This window comes from Ruegeria sp. C10, assembly GCF_056537805.1.
The window spans coordinates 1-17,989 of record NZ_JBQFSC010000003.1 but is presented as its reverse complement, the minus strand read 5'-3'; the positions used below and the strand labels follow the sequence as shown (position 1 = coordinate 17,989).

Sequence of the window (17,989 nt, the reverse complement as noted above, 5' to 3'; positions counted from 1 at the left end):
ATCAAAGGCGGCGCCCAGTGCACCGCCTTTTTTTGTTTGTCAGTTTCCGAAGATGTTGTTCAGCAGGTTGTTGATCGCACGGTCCAAACCGGTTTGATTCTTACGGCGCTGTTGCTGCGGCTGCGCGGTTCTGACCGGTGGGTCCGGCGCCAGCATGGGCAACGGCGTGGGCGTCATCCCTTCTGTCACGCGCAGCATGGTCTCTTTCCATATCTCCGCCGGCAAGCCTCCACCCGTGACACCTGACAACGGCGTATTATCATCATACCCCATCCAAACGCCTGTAACGTAGTCCGCGGTAAATCCGATAAACCAGGCATCCCGCGCGGCCTGGGTCGTGCCGGTCTTGCCCGCCACCTGCCAGCCCGGCAGCTTCGCGCGCCCACCCGTACCTTCAGAGACCACACGCTCCATCATCCAGGTCAGTTGTTTGGCGGCCTTGTCGTTGATGACGCGTTCACCAATACCGGTTGTCGTGATCATAACTGGATCGGTCTCACCAAGCAGCTTCAACTCGGTCAGACCATAGGGTTCCACCGCTGAACCGCCGTTCAGGATACCAGCGTAAGCGCCCGTCATCTCTATCAGCGTGCTTTCCGATGCGCCGAGCGCCAGCGCGAGGCCCTCGGCCAGATCGCTTGAAAGGCCAAAACCACTGGCAACCGTGCGCACGTTATCCAGCCCCGAGATATCCGCCACTTTGACTGCGGGAATATTCAACGAGTTCTTCAACGCATCTGCTAATGTCACCCGGCCATAGAACTTATTGGTGTAGTTCTTCGGACACCACTGACCTGAACCTGCGATGTTCCAGCACGTTGGTTCATCCATCACCGTGTCCAGCGGTGAATATCCCAACTCCAAGGCCGTCGCATAGACAAACGGTTTGAACGACGAACCCGTTTGACGCAGAGCCTGCGTAGCCCGGTTGAACGCCCCCGAAACACGAGTCTTGCGCCCACCGACCATACCTCGAACCGCGCCATCCGCTGACATCACCACAATAGCGGCCTGCGCTTTGGACCCTTCGCGCACTTTCTCCTGGAAGATGAATTTAAGCGCCTCTTCCGCCGACGTTTGAATGCGCTGATCCAGTGTGGTTCGGATCACCACGTCCTCGGTTGTGTTACGTGTGAAAAACTCAGGCCCGCTGGCCATGACCCAATCGGCAAAGTAACCACCAGCACGCGCGGCAGCGGCCTCGGACAACTGCGCCGGACGGCTGCGGGCCTCGCTGGCCTGCGCGCTGCTCAGATAGCCCTGAGTCTCCATTAGCCCAACCACCAAACGTGCCCGATCTTGTGAACGTTGCAGGTTGTTCGTTGGCGCATAGCGTGTCGGGGCCACCAATAGACCTGCCAGCATTGCCGCCTCGGCCGGAGACACTTCGGCTGCCGAAATACCAAAATACCGCTGGCTGGCGGCCTCGAAGCCGCGGGCTCCCGCACCGAGGAAGGCGCGGTTCAGATAGATCGTCAGAATTTCATCCTTGGAGTATTTGACCTCCATCGCAATCGCATAAACTGCCTCTTTCGCCTTGCGCCATAGCGAACCCTGACGGCAATCGGCTTCATATGCAGCCTCAGACTCCCATTCGCTGGGCTCATAAGGCACACCCAGGCATAGAAGTTTCGCGGTTTGCTGGGTGATCGTTGAACCACCGTGACCAGACAGCGGTCCACGTCCTTCGCTCAGGTTGATGCGTACCGCGCTGGCGACACCGCGCGGGCTGACGCCGAAATGGCGGTAGAACCGTTTATCCTCGGTTGCAATCACGGCGTTCTTGAGATGCGGCGAAACTGTATCCGCCGTAATCACGCCGCCAAACTGATCGCCGCGCCAGGCAAAGACCTTGCCGTCGCGATCCAGCAAGGTCACCGAACCACGTGCCCGCCCATCAAGCAGGGCATCGACATCCGGCAATGAGGTGTAAACAACACCCACCGCCAGCGCCAACAGCAACCCCGCCACTGCGCCGACCCTCCAAGTGATCCCCCAAATTATGCGCCAGAGCCAGCGGAACAGCCGGCGGAAAATGCCACCGCCCTTCCCACCAGAACTGCGCCGCGTTTTCTTCCGCGCCGTTTTGCGCGGAGCGGCTTTTCGGGCCGTCGACTTCTTACCAGCAGGTTTTGCTGCCCGCTTGGTCGCCGCAGGCTTTCGGCCTTTGGACGGGTACCTTTTATCCGCGACAAGGCGCGATTTGCGACGGTTGGACTCAGTCATGCTCAAACTCTGCCCGGTTATGCTTTTGGGGCACCATACCCCGCCGGAACGGCCATGTAGAGGTGTGAAATACCCGTATTTCCCCTCACAAGTTTGCCTATATTTTCACCAAATAGCGTGTTTTGTGCAAAAATTGTGCATAATTGCTGATTTTTTACCCTCATTTACCCTCCGAAAACGTTCCATCTGAACCTCTGTCGCGCATTTTTCTGCAGGTGCAAAATGCCGGGCCGCCCGGAGTAGTAGAGGGGAAAGACGTGAAACTGATCATTGCGACAATCAAACCGTTCAAGCTTGAGGAGGTGCGCGAAGCACTGACCAATGCAGGCGTGCGCGGCATGATGGTGACTGAGATCAAAGGGTTTGGCTCGCAATCGGGTCACACCGAGATTTATCGCGGTGCCGAATACGCCGTGAATTTCGTTCCCAAGATCAAGCTTGAGATCGTGGTGCCCGCCACCATGGCCGACCAGATCGTCGAAACCATCACCACAACCGCCAAGACCGGCAAGATCGGTGACGGCAAGATTTTCGTCCTCGATGTCGAGCAAGCCCTGCGCGTGCGGACCGGGGAAACCAACGAAGAGGCGCTTTAAGCGCGCTTACTCACAATCACTCGAGGACTAACAATGAACCTGATGAAATCTCTCATCCCTGCCGCTGCGATCGTCGCACTGCCGCAGATGGGTCTTGCGCAAGAGGCCGCTACCGGAGAGCCCGCGCAACACACCCAATATATATTCACCACGCTGCTGTTCCTGATGGGCGGTTTCCTGGTGTTCTTCATGGCTGCAGGCTTTGCCATGCTCGAAGGCGGGCTGGTGCGCTCAAAGAACGTCGCGATGCAGATGACCAAAAACATCGCGCTGTTTTCAATCGCCGCGATCATGTACTGGCTGATCGGCTTCAACCTGATGTACCCCGGTGATGGTTGGACCATTTCTGGCTGGCTGGGCCCGTTCTTCTCGACTACCGTGCTTGACCCAGTGGGTGTCGGTGCAGATGCTGCGGCGCTTGACTACGCCTCAATCGGTTCGGATTTCTTCTTCCAACTGGTCTTTGTCGCAGCGACCGCCTCGATCGTGTCCGGTGCGGTGGCTGAACGGATCAAATTGTGGCCCTTCCTTGCCTTCGTTGTTGTCCTAACCGGCATCATGTACCCGATCTCGGGCTCGTGGCAGTGGGGTGGTGGTTGGCTGTCCGAAGCAGGCTTCTCGGACTTCGCTGGTTCGACCATCGTGCACTCGGTCGGTGGCTGGGCGGCTCTGGCAGGTGCCCTCATCCTTGGGCCGCGCATCGGTAAGTACAAGGACGGTAAAGTGCACCCGATGCCTGGTTCGAACCTGGCTCTGGCCACTCTGGGTACCTTTATCCTGTGGCTGGGTTGGTTCGGCTTCAACGGTGGTTCGCAGCTGGCGATGGGCACTGTAGGAGATGTCTCGGACGTATCGCGCATCTTTGCCAACACTAACATGGCTGCTGCATCCGGTGCCGTTGCCGCCCTTATCATGACACAGCTGCTGTACAAAAAGCCCGACCTGACCATGGTGCTGAACGGCGCGCTGGCGGGACTGGTGTCGATCACTGCTGAGCCGCTGGCCCCAACCCTGTTCGGCGCTCTGTGGATCGGTGCTGTGGGCGGTATCATCGTGGTCTTCGCGGTTCCGATGCTGGACAAGTTCAAGATCGACGACGTAGTCGGCGCCATCCCGGTCCACCTGTTCGCTGGCATCTGGGGCACCATCGCCGTGATCTTCTATGGCGAAGCCAGCCTGATCACTCAGCTGACCGGGATCATTGCTTATGGTGTCTTCACCTTTGGTGCTGCTCTTATCCTTTGGTCGATCCTGAAGGCCACCGTAGGTATCCGTGTTAGCGAAGAGGACGAGATCAACGGCCTCGACATGGCTGAACTGGGTATGGAAGCGTATCCGGAATTCTCCAAAGGCTAATAGCCAACCAAGTAAAAACAAAAAAACCCGGGCGTTCGCGCCCGGGTTTTCGTTCATTCAAAGATATCGCTCAGACGCCGACATCGACAATCGCCTGCGCCAAAATGGGCACAGTATTGGCGTTCAAACCAGCGATGTTCAGACGGCTGTCACCGACCATGTAAATGCCGTGATCGGCACGCAGCTTTCCAACCAGTTCTGGCGCGGCCCCCAGTCGCGAGAACATGCCGCGATGCTGGGCGATAAATCCAAATCGATCCGATCCACTAAGGCTCTGCAACTCATCAGCCAGTTGCTGACGCAGGCCCAGCATGGAAAGGCGGACATCTTCCAATTCGGTCGCCCAATCTGCCCGCAGAGCATCGTCATTCAGGATCGTCGTCACCACCCGCGCGCCGTGATCAGGCGGGAACGAGTAGTTCTGGCGGTTCAGAAATGCCAGCGTAGACTGGTTCAGTGCAGTCTGTGCCGGATCGTCACTGATCGCCATCAGCAGGCCGGTGCGTTCACGGTAGACGCCGAAGTTCTTCGAACAAGACGCCGCGATCAGGCAGCGCTTCACTGACGATGCCACCAGACGGGTTGCCTGCGCATCTTCTTCCAGACCGTCGCCAAAGCCCTGATAGGCGATGTCGATCATTGCGACGAGGCCACGCGCGTTGATCAGGTTCACGACCTCTTGCCATTGCACCATATTTAAGTTGGCACCCGTTGGGTTGTGGCAACAGCCGTGCAGAAGAACCACGTCGCCTGCATTGGCAGTTTTCAGGTCCTCGATCATACCGTCGAAATCGACGCCACGCGATTCTCCGTCGAAATAACGGTATTGGACTGTCTCGATCCCTAGATAGTTCAGGATCGACAAATGGTTCGGCCATGTGGGGTTCGACACGAAAACACGCGCGGTGGGGTTGGCCATACGGATCATCTCAAACGCCTGACGGCAGGCTCCGGTACCACCGGGGGTGGCTACGGCTGCAATGTTGCCACGCGGGACAGAATTTCCGAGGATCAAGTCGATCATCGCGTCCGCAAAGGCTGGATCACCAGCCAGACCGGTATAAGCCTTGCTCTCCTGCTCTTCGAGAATACGCTTTTCAGCTGCTTTCACCGCGCGCATCACCGGAGTGACCCCCTCGGCATTCTTGTAGACGCCAACGCCCAGATCGATCTTGTGATCACGTGGGTCGTCGCGGTACATCTGCATCAATGCCAGAATCTTGTCTGCTGGCTGCGGTTTAAGGTTCTCGAACATCAGTTCTCTCCGGTTGCGACGGGCAGGGTTGGGAAGGCACCCCATTCAGCCCAGGAGCCGTCATAAAGCGCGTGGTCTTTCTTGCCCATGCGTTCCAATGCAAGGCTGAGAATTGCGGCAGTCACACCAGAGCCACAGGATGTGATCGCGGGTTTCGATAAGTCGACGCCGGCATCTTCAAAAACCGCGCGGCAGTCTTCGGGCGACTTCATCGTGCCATTCTTGTTCAACAGCATTCCAAAAGGCACGTTGCGCGAGCCTGGGATATGACCCGAGCGCAACCCCTCGCGCGGTTCGGCTTCGGTCCCGAAGAAACGGGCCGCCGAACGGGCATCGATGATCTCGTGATCCGCAAGCTTCGCGGCTGATGAAACTTGCGTCACATCGCGGACAAGGTGGTTCTGAACCCGCACCGTCATATGACGGTCGCGAATAATGGGGGGCAGGTCTTCGATCTCGCGCCCTTCGGACTGCCATTTGGGCAATCCACCATCCAGAACGGCAATATTGTCCTGTCCCATCAGACGGAACAACCACCAGACCCGCGCCGCCGACATCAGCCCCGCGCCGTCATAGACCACGACCTGATGGCCATCGCCAACGCCCATCGCGCGCAGGCGCGACATGAACTTCTCGACCGGAGGTGCCATATGCGGCAGGTCAGAACGATGGTCGGATATCTCATCAATATCAAAGAACCGCGCACCAGGGATGTGGGCAGAGTCATACTCTGCCTTGGCGTCTCGCGCTTGCTGCGGCAGGTACCACGACCCATCCAGAATCCTTAGATCCGGATCCTTGAGATGTGCGGCAAGCCATTCGGTAGAAACGAGGGTTTTTGGATCGTCCTGCATCTATGCCTCCCCTAAGCGAGCTTGGGTTTTCCCTATACTTGGCGGGATGCAGGTTCAAGGCTGGATAGCGCTAGCGTCCCGACCACACTGGATTTATCGCAATCGACGCAGGCGATAATACTGGATGATCCCAATAACGCTGATGATGATCCAGAAGCCTTCGATCAGCATCGACGCCAGATTGAAGTTCTGCAGCAGTGAGAACACGATCAGCACCGAACCGATAAGATTCACCAGCGGAAAGGCCAGATCCTCCGAGTTCATCACTCGCATCTGGGTCGCAAAATACGCCGCAACAACGATCAAAGCCCCGAATGAGCCGATGGCATCGACGACGGTCAAACTGTCCAGTAGTGCGGTCATTGTATGGGGCTTTCCTATTCTGAAACTTCCGCTGGTTGCGAATAGTGGTGCATATTTAGAAAAGCAGCTCCCTGATCACCAGCGCGGTATCCATGCGGCACATCCGCAGAAAATCGCAACCCTTGACCGGATTGTAGCGGAACCCAGTTTCCATTTCGCAGCACGTCCAAAGCTCCGCTCAGAACAAAAACCTCTTCGGTTACGCCTGCTGCATGGGCCGGAGATTCGTGGCTTTGATTGGGTGACAACTCGACATGAAATGTTTCGGCCCCCAATGCGGGATCAAAGGGAAAGACAATCTTGACTTCGATGCTTCCTGGAAATCTCACGGTACTGAACACATCGGCATCTGTCGTGTCACGCATTGCAGCAGTACCAATCAAAGCACTCAGCGGGAGCTGGAAACCCTTCGCGATCTTCCACAGGGTCGCGATGGTCGGGCTTGATTCGCCACGCTCGATCTGGCCCAGCATAGCTTTGCTGACCCCGGTGAGTTCCGCGACTTTTGACAGGCTCAGCCCGGATGCCGCCCGCACATCCCTTAGTTTTAGCGTTAGTTCGTCCGATTCCATACCCACGCCCTGCGATTTGTCTTGTGCGTTATAACGTACATATGATACGTGCGCTATAACGTACACACCCAATATCGCAGTTTGGGCAATAGGGATACAGCATCATGCCAATGTACCGATCCAGAACCTCCACCCATGGCCGTAACATGGCCGGTGCCCGCGGCCTGTGGCGCGCCACCGGTATGGGAGACGACGATTTCGGCAAACCGATCATCGCCATCGTCAACTCGTTCACCCAGTTTGTACCCGGTCACGTCCACCTGAAGGACCTGGGACAGATGGTTGCGCGTGAGGTTGAAGCCGCTGGCGGTGTCGCCAAAGAGTTCAACACCATCGCGGTCGATGATGGGATCGCCATGGGCCATGACGGGATGCTGTATTCGCTGCCCTCGCGTGAGGTGATTGCGGATTCTGTTGAATACATGGTTAACGCCCACTGCGCGGACGCTATGGTCTGTATCTCGAACTGCGACAAGATCACGCCCGGCATGTTGATGGCGGCCATGCGTCTGAACATCCCGGCGATCTTTGTCTCGGGCGGACCGATGGAAGCGGGCAAGATCGACATCGCCGACCTGGACGCCAAGAAGATCGACCTTGTCGACGCGATGGTTGCTGCGGCCGACGACCGGTTCACCGATGAACAGGTTCAACACATCGAGGAAAACGCCTGTCCAACCTGTGGTTCATGCTCGGGCATGTTCACCGCGAACTCGATGAATTGTCTGGCCGAGGCACTGGGTCTGGCGCTGCCGGGCAATGGCTCGACCCTGGCCACACATGCCGACCGTAAAGAGTTGTTCTTGGAAGCTGGTCGCCGCATCGTCGAGATCACCAAGCGCCACTATGATCTGGACGAGAAAGGCTTCCTGCCGCGTGAAATCGCCACGTTCGACGCGTTCGAAAATGCCATGAGCTTGGATATCGCAATGGGTGGATCGACCAATACGGTGCTTCATTTGCTGGCCATCGCGCACGAAGGTGAAGTGCATTTCACCATGTCCGACATGGACCGCCTGAGCCGCCAAGTGCCCTGTTTGTGCAAAGTCGCGCCCAACATCGAAAACGTGCACATGGAAGACGTCCATCGCGCTGGTGGCATTTTCTCGATCCTTGGTGAACTCAGCCGCGCGGGCTTGCTGCACGAGGATTGTCACACGGTGCATTCCGGAACCATGGGCGAAGCGATTGCCAACTGGGACATCAAAGTCGCCAACAACCCGAAGGCTCAGGACCTATTCAAAGCGGCGCCCGGCGGCGTGCGTACTACACAAGCCTTCAGCCAGTCGAACCGCTACAAGGAGCTGGACACTGACCGCGAAGGCGGCGTGATCCGTTCGAAAGAGCATGCATTCAGCCAGGATGGCGGTCTGGCGGTATTATTCGGCAACATTGCGCGCGACGGCTGTATCGTGAAAACTGCGGGTGTGGATGAGAACATCCTGAAATTCACGGGCTCAGCTTATGTCTGCGAAAGCCAGGACCAGGCTGTCAATGACATCCTGACCGGCAAGGTCAAGGAAGGTGACGTGGTGGTGATCCGATACGAAGGCCCGCGTGGTGGGCCGGGAATGCAAGAAATGCTGTATCCGACTTCGTATCTGAAATCCAAGGGGCTGGGCAAAGCCTGCGCGCTGCTGACTGACGGTCGTTTCTCGGGTGGCACCTCGGGCTTATCAATCGGCCACGTCTCGCCCGAAGCAGCGGAAGGTGGTGAGATCGGTTTGGTGAAAACCGGCGACACGATCGAAATCGACATTCCCAACCGCAGCATCCATCTGGCGGTCTCCGACGAAGACCTGGCAGCGCGGCGCGAAGAGCAGGACGAGAAGGGCTGGCAGCCCGTTGCACCACGTAAGCGTAAAGTGTCCACCGCGCTAAAAGCCTATGCCAAATTGACGACCAGTGCCGCGAAAGGGGCCGTCCGTCAGGTCTAAGCACTGCGGGTGAGCGAATACTCCCGCACCCGATACATGGAATCGGCTGCGCCGATTCCACTTTCGGAATTTGGGCCCGGCGCCGCGCTTTGCGCGGCGCCGGGCCCAACCAGAGGAGATGTCTCACAAGAGACATTGACGATGGGCGGGAGCCTCACACTTCGAGCGTCTTAATCACCCAGCTTGGCGTGAATCTCATCTAGATCGATCTCACCCGTCGGCATTTTGTTGGCGGGATTTTCGAAATCATACTTGAACAGTTCAAAATCCTGTTTGTAGATCTCGTAGACCAGATGCATCGACAAATCGTCAAAGTAATCCTCGACCGGATGCACGCGTTTTGGCCCATGGCCTTCGGATTCGTTGAAGCGCGGGATTTCGGACAGAGTCACGGGATGCGAGGTTTCAAGATTGTCCAACACCCCCTGCATCCCATCGTTGAACTTCTCGGTCCAAAAAATCCGATCATATCGCCCGCCATTAGCGATCAGCGTCGAGACATGGCCAGACATGGCCGACCAGTGAATGTCGGGGTCCATCGGACGCCGCCAACGGATCGTGTCACGTGCAAATAACAGAAACCGGCGGAAACTGGCGATCTGATCGAACTCGCCTTTGCCATCGTCACCGCCAACCTCGATCCCATAATTGTAGATCAGCGTTGGCACCAGATTGCCGCGATAGCGTTTGCCGTTGCGCTGAATGCCACAGATCTTGTCAAAAAAGGAACTGAGAATGCGTGTGTAGGGATTACGCACGCAGGTAAACGTATAGGACTGGTGCGATTGAACATTTCTGGCAATCGGATCCTGACTGGCACCAAAGGCCCACTTGTGCATTCCGTCCTTGGCGTCGTGAATGTCACCATCAAAGAAGCTGCCATGATCCGAGAAATACATGATTTGCCCGATCGTCGAGCAGGCGCATTTCGGCACAACACGGTAGACCATGCTTTGACTTTCGGTCATCCACGTTCCGGGAAAACCCATCTACTGCGCCTCCTTAGCCAGTTATCGCATTGATACTCCGGCATTTTGACCCAAAGAACCAAAAATATTCTGTTTATTCAATCGCTCATCCTCAGTATCACGGTTGCAATTGGGCAGAAACGGGGAATTACGAGACGCAAATGGCAAAGATTGCCTATATCTTGCTGTGCCACAAAGATCCTGACGCGATCATTGCGCAGGCACGTCAGCTGACGGCTGCCGGCGATTGTATGGCGATCCATTTTGACGCCCGCGCCAACGATACGGATTATGCGCAGATACGCGACTCCCTGAAAGATAACCGCAATGTCACATTTGCAACGAAGCGGATCAAATGCGGATGGGGCGAATGGTCACTGGTTCAGGCCACGCTCCATGCATTACAGGCGGCGGTGGATCAGTTCCCAAGGGTCACCCATTTTTACATGCTGTCCGGCGATTGCATGGCAATTAAAACCGCCGAGTATGTGCACAGCTTTCTTGATGAACGCGACATGGATTTCATCGAAAGCCATGACTTCTTCGAAAGCAATTGGATTAAGACCGGAATGAAAGAAGACCGGCTGATCTATCGTCACTATTTCAACGAACGCAATCAGCCGCGCTTGTTCTATGCCGCATACGAAATGCAAAAGCGTTTCGGTCTGACCCGCGGCACACCTGCAGACCTGCAGGTCAAGATCGGTAGCCAGTGGTGGTGCCTGCGCCGTCGCACAGTCGAGATGATTCTGGACTTCCTGCGCCAACGCCGCGATGTGGTCCGGTTTTTCTCGACCACCTGGATTCCGGACGAGACGTTCTTTCAGACGCTTGTTCGCCACCTCGTCCCGAAGCAGGAAATCGAAAACCGTACACTGACATTTTTGATGTTTTCCGACTATGGCATGCCTGTCACCTTCTACAATGATCACTATGACATGCTGTTGGGGCAGAACTACCTGTTCGCTCGCAAGATCAGCCCCGAGGCCCATGAGTTGAAGGAACGGTTGGGTCAGCTTTATGCCAGCGAAGGGGTCACGTTCCACATCTCGGACGAAGGGCGTAATCTGTATCACTTCCTTGCCGGTCGCGGTCGGGTAGGACGACGTTTCGCTCAGCGCTTTTGGGAGGTCGGCAATACGTTAGGCCCCGAGCGTCAGGCGTTTTTGATTGTTTGCAAGAAGTGGCATGTCGCCAAACGGCTTGTTGACCAGATCGCATCCGAAACCCCCATTCCCTGCATCGAATACATCTATGATGAGCAGGATACGCCATTGCCCGATTTGGGTGGAATCGAGACGACCCTGATTAAGCGGTCGCGCCATCGGCGGGCGGTTGCACGTATGTTGTTCGATTATTTCCAAAGCGACAGGCTGGTACTCTGCATAGATCCGGCCAATCTGGACGTCATTCAGGATTTCTGTGCAGATCAGGCCCAAACACGAGTTCTGGAAATCGAATGTGCCTATTCAGATGAATATCTGACGGGCCATGCCCATCGTGTCGGTCTTGCGGGCCAGAACAGCTCACAGGATTCTCTTGCACGTCTGCTACCGACCCTTCGCAACGCGCTGTCTTACGAATCCGAATTGATCCGCAGCACCCAGAATGATGGGCTGTTCCATTTGCGTGAGGCGGCGGATCGTTCGGAGAATGAGGTGATTATTGCGGAATTTCTGGGGATCAGTGCCGATCAGGCCAAAGCGATCATGCAACTGGATTACCTGTTCGCTGATTGAATCCGGCGGCACGATCAGGTGCCGCCGGACATTCGAGTTCAGATGTCGAATTTGACACCTTGCGCCAATGGCAACTCGGCCGAATAGTTTACCGTGTTGGTCTGACGGCGCATGTAGGCTTTCCAGGCATCTGATCCGCTTTCGCGCCCGCCTCCGGTTTCCTTCTCGCCACCAAATGCGCCACCGATCTCGGCCCCGGACGGGCCGATGTTCACATTGGCAATCCCGCAATCCGACCCGGCCGCTGTCAGGAATTGCTCGGCTTCGCGCATGTTCAGTGTAAAAACGCAGGACGACAAACCCTGTGGCACGTCGTTCTGGATATCGATCGCCTCGGCAAAATCGTCATAGCCCATGACGTAAAGGATCGGAGCAAAGGTCTCGGCCTTCACAGTCGCGGTCTGGCCAGGCATCTCAACGATAGCCGGTTGCATATAAACACCGCCCGGCACACCTTCGGTCACGCGCTGACCCCCGAACACGGCACCACCCTCGGCCTTTGCTGATTCAAGCGCTGCGATCATCGCATTGCCCGAAGCTTCATCCACCAACGGCCCAATCAACGTACCCTCGGTCAACGGATTACCGATGGGCAGACCTGCGTAGGCTTTCTTCAGACGCCCAACCAGTTCCTCGCGGATCGAGTTGTGTACAATCAACCGCCGCAGTGTCGTACAGCGCTGCCCTGCTGTCCCGACAGCCGAGAATACGATCGCGCGCACCGCCATTTCCAGATCAGCCGACGGCCCAACGATCATCGCGTTATTTCCGCCGAGCTCAAGAATACACTTGCCAAAGCGCTGCGCCACGATCGGCGCAACCGCGCGGCCCATCCGGGTCGAGCCGGTGGCTGAAATGATCGGCACATCCTCGCTGGCAACCAGCACCTCACCCAGATCGGCACCACCGATCAGGGTCTGCAAAAGCCCCTCGGGGGCGTCACCAAACCGGGCCAACGCCCGCTCAAAGATTTTCTGGCAAGCCAACGCGGTCAGAGGCGTTTTCTCGGACGGTTTCCAGATCACCGGATCGCCGCAAACCAGCGCCAGCGCAGCATTCCACGACCATACCGCCACGGGGAAATTAAAGGCCGAGATCACTCCGACCGGTCCCGCCGGATGCCACGTTTCCATCATCCGGTGACCCGGGCGTTCCGAAGCAATGGTCAGACCATAAAGCTGCCGCGACAGACCAACTGCAAAATCGCAGATGTCGATCATCTCCTGCACTTCGCCCAGACCTTCCGAGGTGATCTTGCCTGCCTCCCAACTGACAAGCGCGCCAAGGTCGTCCTTGGCGGCCCGCAGCTCTTCGCCCAGCAGTCGGATCAACTCACCCCGGCGCGGAGCCGGCACAACGCGCCATTCCTTGAACGCCGCTTTCGAGCGGGCAAAGATGGCCCCCATCTCGGAAACCGGAGTTTCGTGAACCTCGGCCAACAGGCTGCCATCTATCGGAGAGGTTACCCGCAGCGACCCGCCGCTAAGCTCCGCTGCAGTCAGGTCCAAATTCGCAAGCGTGGTTTCAGCAGTCATTATAATGTCTTTCATATCTCAAGCCGCCTTGTTTTGTTCGGTAACGTCACCGGCGCGATAAAGCCGGCCAAATTCGGTGTTCAGGAAATCGGCAAGCTTTACCTGCTCTTGCCGAACAAAGCCTTTCGAGGGCAGAACCCCTGTCCGCATCAGATCGACGACACCCAATACGCCTGCCGCAGTGGTTACTTGGATCGCACTCCAGACTTGTCCATCGATGGTGCGCGCAAAGGACTTGTTGATCAGGGATTTCTCACGCAACGTGCCGTCAACGATGCCCTTTGCAGTGCAATAGACCAACACGACGTCTTGATCCGTACGCGGCAAGGCCGTTTCAAAAATCTCTTTCAGCAGATCGCGGCGACGCTCTAGTCCCAGGTCACTGAGCAACAAGCGCAAGATATCCCGATGGCCCGGATAGCGGATCGAGCGATAGGATACCGCCTTCGCCTTACCGTCTAGCGTCTCGGGCAAGGTGCCCAGCCCGCCCGATGTATTGAAGCACTCGTACTCGACTCCGTCATGGCCGATCAGCTCATAATCTTCGAGGGGGGCTGTCTTAACCCTCTCGCCATTCACAATGGCATCGCAGGGGTTGCAGTATTCGTTGATTAGCCCATCGGTTGACCAAGTCAGGTTATATTTCAACGCGTTGGTCGGATAGAGCGGTAACGCCCCGACCCGCATATGCAGGCTGTCGATTTCATCGAACTCCGCCGCCAGCGCAGCGCCTGCAATCCCGACAAACCCGGGGGCCAACCCGCATTGCGGCATAAATGCCGTCTCGCTGTTCTGCGCCAGCTCGCGCACCGCGTTGGTGGCGGCGACATCTTCGGTCAGGTCAAAGTAATGCGCCCCAACAGTTTTAGCTGCGCTTGCAATTGCCGGTGTCAGAAAGAACGGCGCGGCAGAGATCACCGCATCAAAACCTTTAAGGCCTTTCTCCAAGCCCGCGCTATCGCTGGCATCAATCTGCCGCGTAGAAATGCCTCGCTTCTTGAATGCTGACAGGGCCGCAAGATCGTGATCGGCAACAGTCACCGTGTAATGTGCCGAGGTTTTCAGCAAAGTCGCGATCATCTGACCGATCTTCCCCGCCCCGACTACGCAAATACTCCAGCTCAAAACGCGCCTCCATTCTGTGTTTCTTTTGATTATGACGGGCGACTTGTTCGGATTGCAGATCGTATCTTGACGAAATGAGGTAATTTTCCGTCATTTTGCCGTATTACGCGTCACTTTGCTAAATAGCTTATTCGAAAATGACTTCGAACATGGTCGAAGTCACAATCGTTTCAGCGCTCCTTTGAAGTGATTGTACTATCAGGTATGACAGGACCATTGTCGGCTATACAACGCAGGCAATCGCGCTTCGCCCAAGCATATAGGTGCCTTCAATGAGATCTCTCCGTGTCCTGCTTACCTGTTTCGCATGCCTGCTTCCTTTTGCAGCTCTGGCCCAATCCGCTGAGGCACCTGCCGCTGAGATTTCGTTAGAGCTCAATGCCTTGGAAGACGTTGGTAGTGCCTGCAGATTGACCTTTCTGGTGACCAACCAATCCGGAACCACTATCGATGAAGCCGTATTCGAGACGGTGATATTTGACACCGAAGGCAGTGTCGTTACCCTCTCGCTTTTTGATTTTCGCGACTTACCTTTGGATCGCCCACGTGTCCGTCAGTTCGATCTGCCAGAGATGTCTTGCACGACTGTTGGGCGCGCATTGATCAATGGCGCGAGTTCATGCGTGGTAAAAGGCTCCCAGAGCGACATCTGTCAATCGACCCTAACGCTCAGCAGCCGGATTGAAGTGGAGTTGCTTGGATGAATATTCTCTCTTCTCTTCGAGAGATCCTGACCCTTGGCGGGCCCGTTGTGGCTATCCTTATTGTCATGTCGGTCCTGACCGTAGCAGTTAGTCTTTACAAGCTTTGGCAGTTCGCTGCCTGTGGCGTAGGTCGGCACAAGGTTCTGTCACAAGCGCTGCAGGCCTGGGATGCTGGAGATCGAGCCACTGCACGCGCGCGCCTCGCTCAGAGCAGCAGCTATCTTGCACCGCTTGTCGAAGCCGCCATGGACGCGCCGGACACTCCTGATCTGGACGCTCGACTGGATGCCGAAGCTGGATTGGCACTGGCCGGGCTGGAGCGCGGATTTCGGCTTTTGGATACGGTCGCCCAGCTTGCACCCCTGCTTGGACTGTTCGGAACAGTTTTGGGAATGATCAATGCATTCCAAAGCCTTCAGTCTGCCGGGTCTTCTGTCGATCCCTCATTGTTGGCAGGTGGCATCTGGGTTGCTCTGGTAACAACAGCCGTTGGCCTTGCGGTGGCAATGCCGACTTCAATGGTCTTGTCTTGGTTTGAAAGCCGAACTGCCCGGGAACGGGTGTTTGCGGACAAAGCACTGCGTACGGTTCTGGTCCCGAACAACTCGAACCAGGCCGCCTCAGGCAGGACCGAGATTCTGAACGCTGAACATGCGTAACACGGAACCCTTTGTCAGACGACCGATGTCGATGACCCCGCTCATCGATGTCATCTTTTTGCTGTTGCTGTTTTTCATGTTGTCTTCAACTTTCTCAAAGTTCGCGGAGATCGAAATCAGCAGCGCAACCTCAGGCGCATCAGAATCGGCTGAACCCGTCGAGCGAATATTCATCCAGATCGGTACCGAGCGCGTGACTTTGAATGGCGAAACACTGGCGCTGGATGAACTGTCTACGCGGATCGGGGCCGGTCAGGCACTGGTAAGCCTCGATGCGGATACGTCCGCCCAACGACTTGTGGATTTGCTGGTTGTTTTGCGTGGCCGCGATGGCTTGACCGTCACGGTGTTGGAGTAGACCGATGATCCGCTTTGGTCGCCCAAGCCGCAAACGAGACTCGACCATCCCTCTGATCAACGTCGTCTTTCTGATGCTGATCTTCTTTCTGATTGCAGGCACCCTGGCACCACCGCTTGATCCCGAGCTTCAGCTTGTCGACACATCGGAACTCGAAGGCCGCGACCCTCCCGATGCGCTTGTCTTGAACGCTGATGGCATCCTCAGCTTTCGCGGAGTGCAAACCGACCCTGAGGCTTTTATGGCCAGCCATGATGACGGACCCGTCAGGATTGTCCCCGACCGCAATGTTTCAGGCCAACGATTGATGGAGGTAACCGGTGCCCTTCGACGGCATGGGGCGCCATCTGTGTACCTCGTGACCCAGCAGGCTTTGAAATGATCCGGAAGTCAGCGGCCATCGCTGCGTTGGCGGGTGTGCTTTCGCTTGTCCTGCATATCTTTGGGATCAGTTTCTACGGTTCCAGTCTGCCAGAACTGCGGGCCAGTGAGGAATCGGTCAGTTTGATCGAGCTTGGCAACACATTCGAGGAATTCACCGAAGACACGACGGACCCGGTGCAGCCGGACTCTGCTGAAGGCCCCGAGCCTCCGGTTGAAGACACTATTAAGCCCGATACCGCCGACATCCCGATCAGCGATACACTCGTCGCTTCCCCCAATCCTCAGCAGGTATCTTCACCCGATGTCGGAGCGCCCGTCGCCCCACGATCAGAGCTACAAGAAGAGGTGCCGACCAAACCGGTCGCCCCGTCCAATCCGGAACCAGCCACAGATGCAGATACCTCCGTAACGTCAGCGGTCGATCCGGAACCCGAGCGCTTGGCAGCTTTACCGCCCACAGACGCCTCAACTGCGCCGGTCCCTCCACTCGAGAGTACGGCAGTCGAACCAGAAATCCCAAGTTCGGTCGATGAGCCAACAAACGAGCCACCAGAAGAACAAGCCGCGCCTTCCGATCAGGCCGTATCTGTTTCCAAACGCCCCCGCCTCCCGGACAGAAGGCCCGCAACGGATACGCCAAAATCGCTCGATGGGTTCAGTAATTTCGACAATTTGCGCAACCCTACGCAAACATTGGAGTCGCCGCTTAGCCTTTATCAAAAGGAAGGGGCTGACCCGTTCCGAACCAGCAGTGGCCGAAATCAATCCTCGGGTCGCGGCGTTGGAAACTCCGATACCACTAACTATGCCGGACAAGTCCTGGTCCACCTCAATCAAACGCCCGTCGTCTATGTCCCAGTCCGCGGGTTTGCGCAGGTATTCTTCGAAATTAATCCTGATGGATCACTGGCTTGGGTTGATATCGTCGATAGCTCTGGCTCACCTGAAATCGAACGCGCCGCCAGAGATCAGGTCATCCGCGCCGCTCCATTTCCCCGCCCACCAAGCGGGTCAAGCCGCAGGCTATCGTTTTATTACCAAAATAGTTGATACCAAAGACAGCAGTTCGCCGAACCAGTTGTTCGTTCCCTGAATGCTTCAACACGCTCTAAGGAGAGGATTTCCATCGGTCGTCACGGCAAGGTCACCGTGGGCGAAGCACAGAAGTTGGCAAAAAAGAGCTGAGGGGGTAAGTGGCTAGTTACGAAAAGAAGTTTCCTATCGTTGCTTCCACAGTGCTTCTAGAAGTATTGGCACAAATAGGAACACCGCCCTAGGGCGGTGCGTAAACATCTGATGTTGCACGGTGTTTTTGCTTGCGGGAGTAGGAATTGAACCTCTGAGTTTCAGGTTATGAG

The 17,989-nt window shown here is 56.4% G+C and carries 17 protein-coding genes; 9 read left to right on the top strand and 8 right to left on the bottom strand.

Annotated elements, in window-relative coordinates:
- Nucleotides 1-39 precede the first annotated feature (39 nt).
- The gene (locus tag ACR0DE_RS13910; RefSeq protein ID WP_170647320.1) at nt 40-2,226 is read right to left on the bottom strand and encodes a PBP1A family penicillin-binding protein; all 2,187 of its coding nucleotides are present in this window, start codon (nt 2,224-2,226) and stop codon (nt 40-42) included.
- 257 nt (nt 2,227-2,483) lie between these two features.
- Between ACR0DE_RS13910 and ACR0DE_RS13905 the strand changes: the two genes are divergently transcribed.
- Both ACR0DE_RS13905 and ACR0DE_RS13900 read left to right on the top strand, forming a co-directional pair.
- Nucleotides 2,484-2,822 (top strand): P-II family nitrogen regulator, encoded by a 339-nt coding sequence (locus ACR0DE_RS13905; protein ID WP_039541190.1) that lies wholly within the window; start codon nt 2,484-2,486, stop codon nt 2,820-2,822.
- 33 nt (nt 2,823-2,855) lie between these two features.
- Complete coding sequence (locus ACR0DE_RS13900; RefSeq protein WP_170395150.1) at nt 2,856-4,178, top strand: ammonium transporter; 1,323 nt, start codon at nt 2,856-2,858, stop codon at nt 4,176-4,178.
- A gap of 70 nt (nt 4,179-4,248) precedes the next feature.
- Here ACR0DE_RS13900 and ACR0DE_RS13895 read toward each other — a convergent pair whose 3' ends face one another.
- The 4 genes from ACR0DE_RS13895 to ACR0DE_RS13880 all read right to left on the bottom strand — a co-directional run bounded on the left by ACR0DE_RS13895 (nt 4,249) and on the right by ACR0DE_RS13880 (nt 7,222).
- A complete protein-coding gene (locus tag ACR0DE_RS13895; RefSeq protein WP_480753822.1) occupies nt 4,249-5,433 on the bottom strand; it encodes an amino acid aminotransferase in 1,185 nt (394 codons plus the stop codon).
- The gene (gene sseA / locus ACR0DE_RS13890) at nt 5,433-6,287 is read right to left on the bottom strand and encodes a 3-mercaptopyruvate sulfurtransferase (protein ID WP_170515509.1); all 855 of its coding nucleotides are present in this window, start codon (nt 6,285-6,287) and stop codon (nt 5,433-5,435) included. The genes ACR0DE_RS13895 and sseA overlap by 1 nt, the downstream gene beginning before the upstream one ends.
- A gap of 93 nt (nt 6,288-6,380) precedes the next feature.
- Nucleotides 6,381-6,650, bottom strand: coding sequence for a CBU_0592 family membrane protein (locus ACR0DE_RS13885; protein ID WP_170395139.1), 270 nt, complete (start codon nt 6,648-6,650; stop codon nt 6,381-6,383).
- Between the two features lie 14 nt (nt 6,651-6,664).
- Nucleotides 6,665-7,222: an XRE family transcriptional regulator gene (locus ACR0DE_RS13880; RefSeq protein ID WP_170395136.1), complete on the bottom strand. Its 558-nt coding sequence runs from the start codon at nt 7,220-7,222 to the stop codon at nt 6,665-6,667.
- A 104-nt stretch (nt 7,223-7,326) separates the two neighbouring features.
- On the opposite strand from ACR0DE_RS13880, the gene ilvD reads away from it, so the two are divergent.
- A complete protein-coding gene (gene ilvD, locus ACR0DE_RS13875; protein ID WP_170395133.1) occupies nt 7,327-9,159 on the top strand; it encodes a dihydroxy-acid dehydratase in 1,833 nt (610 codons plus the stop codon).
- Between the two features lie 170 nt (nt 9,160-9,329).
- Here ilvD and ACR0DE_RS13870 read toward each other — a convergent pair whose 3' ends face one another.
- Entirely contained in the window at nt 9,330-10,148 is an 819-nt protein-coding gene (locus ACR0DE_RS13870) for a sulfotransferase family protein (RefSeq protein ID WP_170423261.1), read from the bottom strand.
- Between the two features lie 140 nt (nt 10,149-10,288).
- On the opposite strand from ACR0DE_RS13870, the gene ACR0DE_RS13865 reads away from it, so the two are divergent.
- On the top strand, nt 10,289-11,866 hold the full coding sequence (locus tag ACR0DE_RS13865) for a DUF5928 domain-containing protein (RefSeq protein WP_480753820.1): 1,578 nt from the start codon (nt 10,289-10,291) through the stop codon (nt 11,864-11,866).
- A gap of 38 nt (nt 11,867-11,904) precedes the next feature.
- On the opposite strand, the gene amaB is transcribed toward ACR0DE_RS13865, so the two are convergent.
- Nucleotides 11,905-13,416, bottom strand: coding sequence for an L-piperidine-6-carboxylate dehydrogenase (gene amaB / locus ACR0DE_RS13860; protein WP_480753819.1), 1,512 nt, complete (start codon nt 13,414-13,416; stop codon nt 11,905-11,907).
- 3 nt (nt 13,417-13,419) lie between these two features.
- Nucleotides 13,420-14,526 (bottom strand): saccharopine dehydrogenase family protein, encoded by a 1,107-nt coding sequence (locus tag ACR0DE_RS13855; RefSeq protein WP_480753817.1) that lies wholly within the window; start codon nt 14,524-14,526, stop codon nt 13,420-13,422.
- Nucleotides 14,527-14,798: 272 nt separating this feature from the next.
- Here ACR0DE_RS13855 and ACR0DE_RS13850 point away from each other — a divergent pair, with 272 nt between their 5' ends.
- From ACR0DE_RS13850 to ACR0DE_RS13830, 5 genes are read left to right on the top strand one after another with little or no spacing between them, the layout of a single operon-like run.
- Nucleotides 14,799-15,230 (top strand): hypothetical protein, encoded by a 432-nt coding sequence (locus tag ACR0DE_RS13850; protein ID WP_170395121.1) that lies wholly within the window; start codon nt 14,799-14,801, stop codon nt 15,228-15,230.
- On the top strand, nt 15,227-15,889 hold the full coding sequence (locus tag ACR0DE_RS13845) for a MotA/TolQ/ExbB proton channel family protein (protein WP_170636491.1): 663 nt from the start codon (nt 15,227-15,229) through the stop codon (nt 15,887-15,889). Before ACR0DE_RS13850 ends, ACR0DE_RS13845 begins: the two co-directional genes overlap by 4 nt.
- A gap of 31 nt (nt 15,890-15,920) precedes the next feature.
- Entirely contained in the window at nt 15,921-16,247 is a 327-nt protein-coding gene (locus ACR0DE_RS13840) for a biopolymer transporter ExbD (RefSeq protein WP_170395115.1), read from the top strand.
- A 4-nt stretch (nt 16,248-16,251) separates the two neighbouring features.
- Nucleotides 16,252-16,629: an ExbD/TolR family protein gene (locus ACR0DE_RS13835; RefSeq protein ID WP_170597127.1), complete on the top strand. Its 378-nt coding sequence runs from the start codon at nt 16,252-16,254 to the stop codon at nt 16,627-16,629.
- Complete coding sequence (locus tag ACR0DE_RS13830; protein WP_480753814.1) at nt 16,626-17,681, top strand: energy transducer TonB family protein; 1,056 nt, start codon at nt 16,626-16,628, stop codon at nt 17,679-17,681. Before ACR0DE_RS13835 ends, ACR0DE_RS13830 begins: the two co-directional genes overlap by 4 nt.
- Nucleotides 17,682-17,989: the final 308 nt, after the last annotated feature.

Bases quoted from the DNA above. Each gene is read 5' to 3' on its own strand.
- ilvD (WP_170395133.1), top strand. From the start codon at position 7,327: ATGCCAATGTACCGATCCAGAACCTCCACCCATGGCCGTAACATGGCC.
- ACR0DE_RS13830 (WP_480753814.1), top strand. From the start codon at position 16,626: ATGATCCGGAAGTCAGCGGCCATCGCTGCGTTGGCGGGTGTGCTTTCG.
- ACR0DE_RS13910 (WP_170647320.1), bottom strand. From the start codon at position 2,226: ATGACTGAGTCCAACCGTCGCAAATCGCGCCTTGTCGCGGATAAAAGG.
- ACR0DE_RS13865 (WP_480753820.1), top strand. From the start codon at position 10,289: ATGGCAAAGATTGCCTATATCTTGCTGTGCCACAAAGATCCTGACGCG.
- ACR0DE_RS13840 (WP_170395115.1), top strand. From the start codon at position 15,921: ATGACCCCGCTCATCGATGTCATCTTTTTGCTGTTGCTGTTTTTCATG.
- ACR0DE_RS13870 (WP_170423261.1), bottom strand. From the start codon at position 10,148: ATGGGTTTTCCCGGAACGTGGATGACCGAAAGTCAAAGCATGGTCTAC.
- ACR0DE_RS13900 (WP_170395150.1), top strand. From the start codon at position 2,856: ATGAACCTGATGAAATCTCTCATCCCTGCCGCTGCGATCGTCGCACTG.
- ACR0DE_RS13850 (WP_170395121.1), top strand. From the start codon at position 14,799: ATGAGATCTCTCCGTGTCCTGCTTACCTGTTTCGCATGCCTGCTTCCT.
- ACR0DE_RS13835 (WP_170597127.1), top strand. From the start codon at position 16,252: ATGATCCGCTTTGGTCGCCCAAGCCGCAAACGAGACTCGACCATCCCT.
- ACR0DE_RS13885 (WP_170395139.1), bottom strand. From the start codon at position 6,650: ATGACCGCACTACTGGACAGTTTGACCGTCGTCGATGCCATCGGCTCA.
- sseA (WP_170515509.1), bottom strand. From the start codon at position 6,287: ATGCAGGACGATCCAAAAACCCTCGTTTCTACCGAATGGCTTGCCGCA.
- ACR0DE_RS13895 (WP_480753822.1), bottom strand. From the start codon at position 5,433: ATGTTCGAGAACCTTAAACCGCAGCCAGCAGACAAGATTCTGGCATTG.
- amaB (WP_480753819.1), bottom strand. From the start codon at position 13,416: ATGAAAGACATTATAATGACTGCTGAAACCACGCTTGCGAATTTGGAC.
- ACR0DE_RS13845 (WP_170636491.1), top strand. From the start codon at position 15,227: ATGAATATTCTCTCTTCTCTTCGAGAGATCCTGACCCTTGGCGGGCCC.
- ACR0DE_RS13880 (WP_170395136.1), bottom strand. From the start codon at position 7,222: ATGGAATCGGACGAACTAACGCTAAAACTAAGGGATGTGCGGGCGGCA.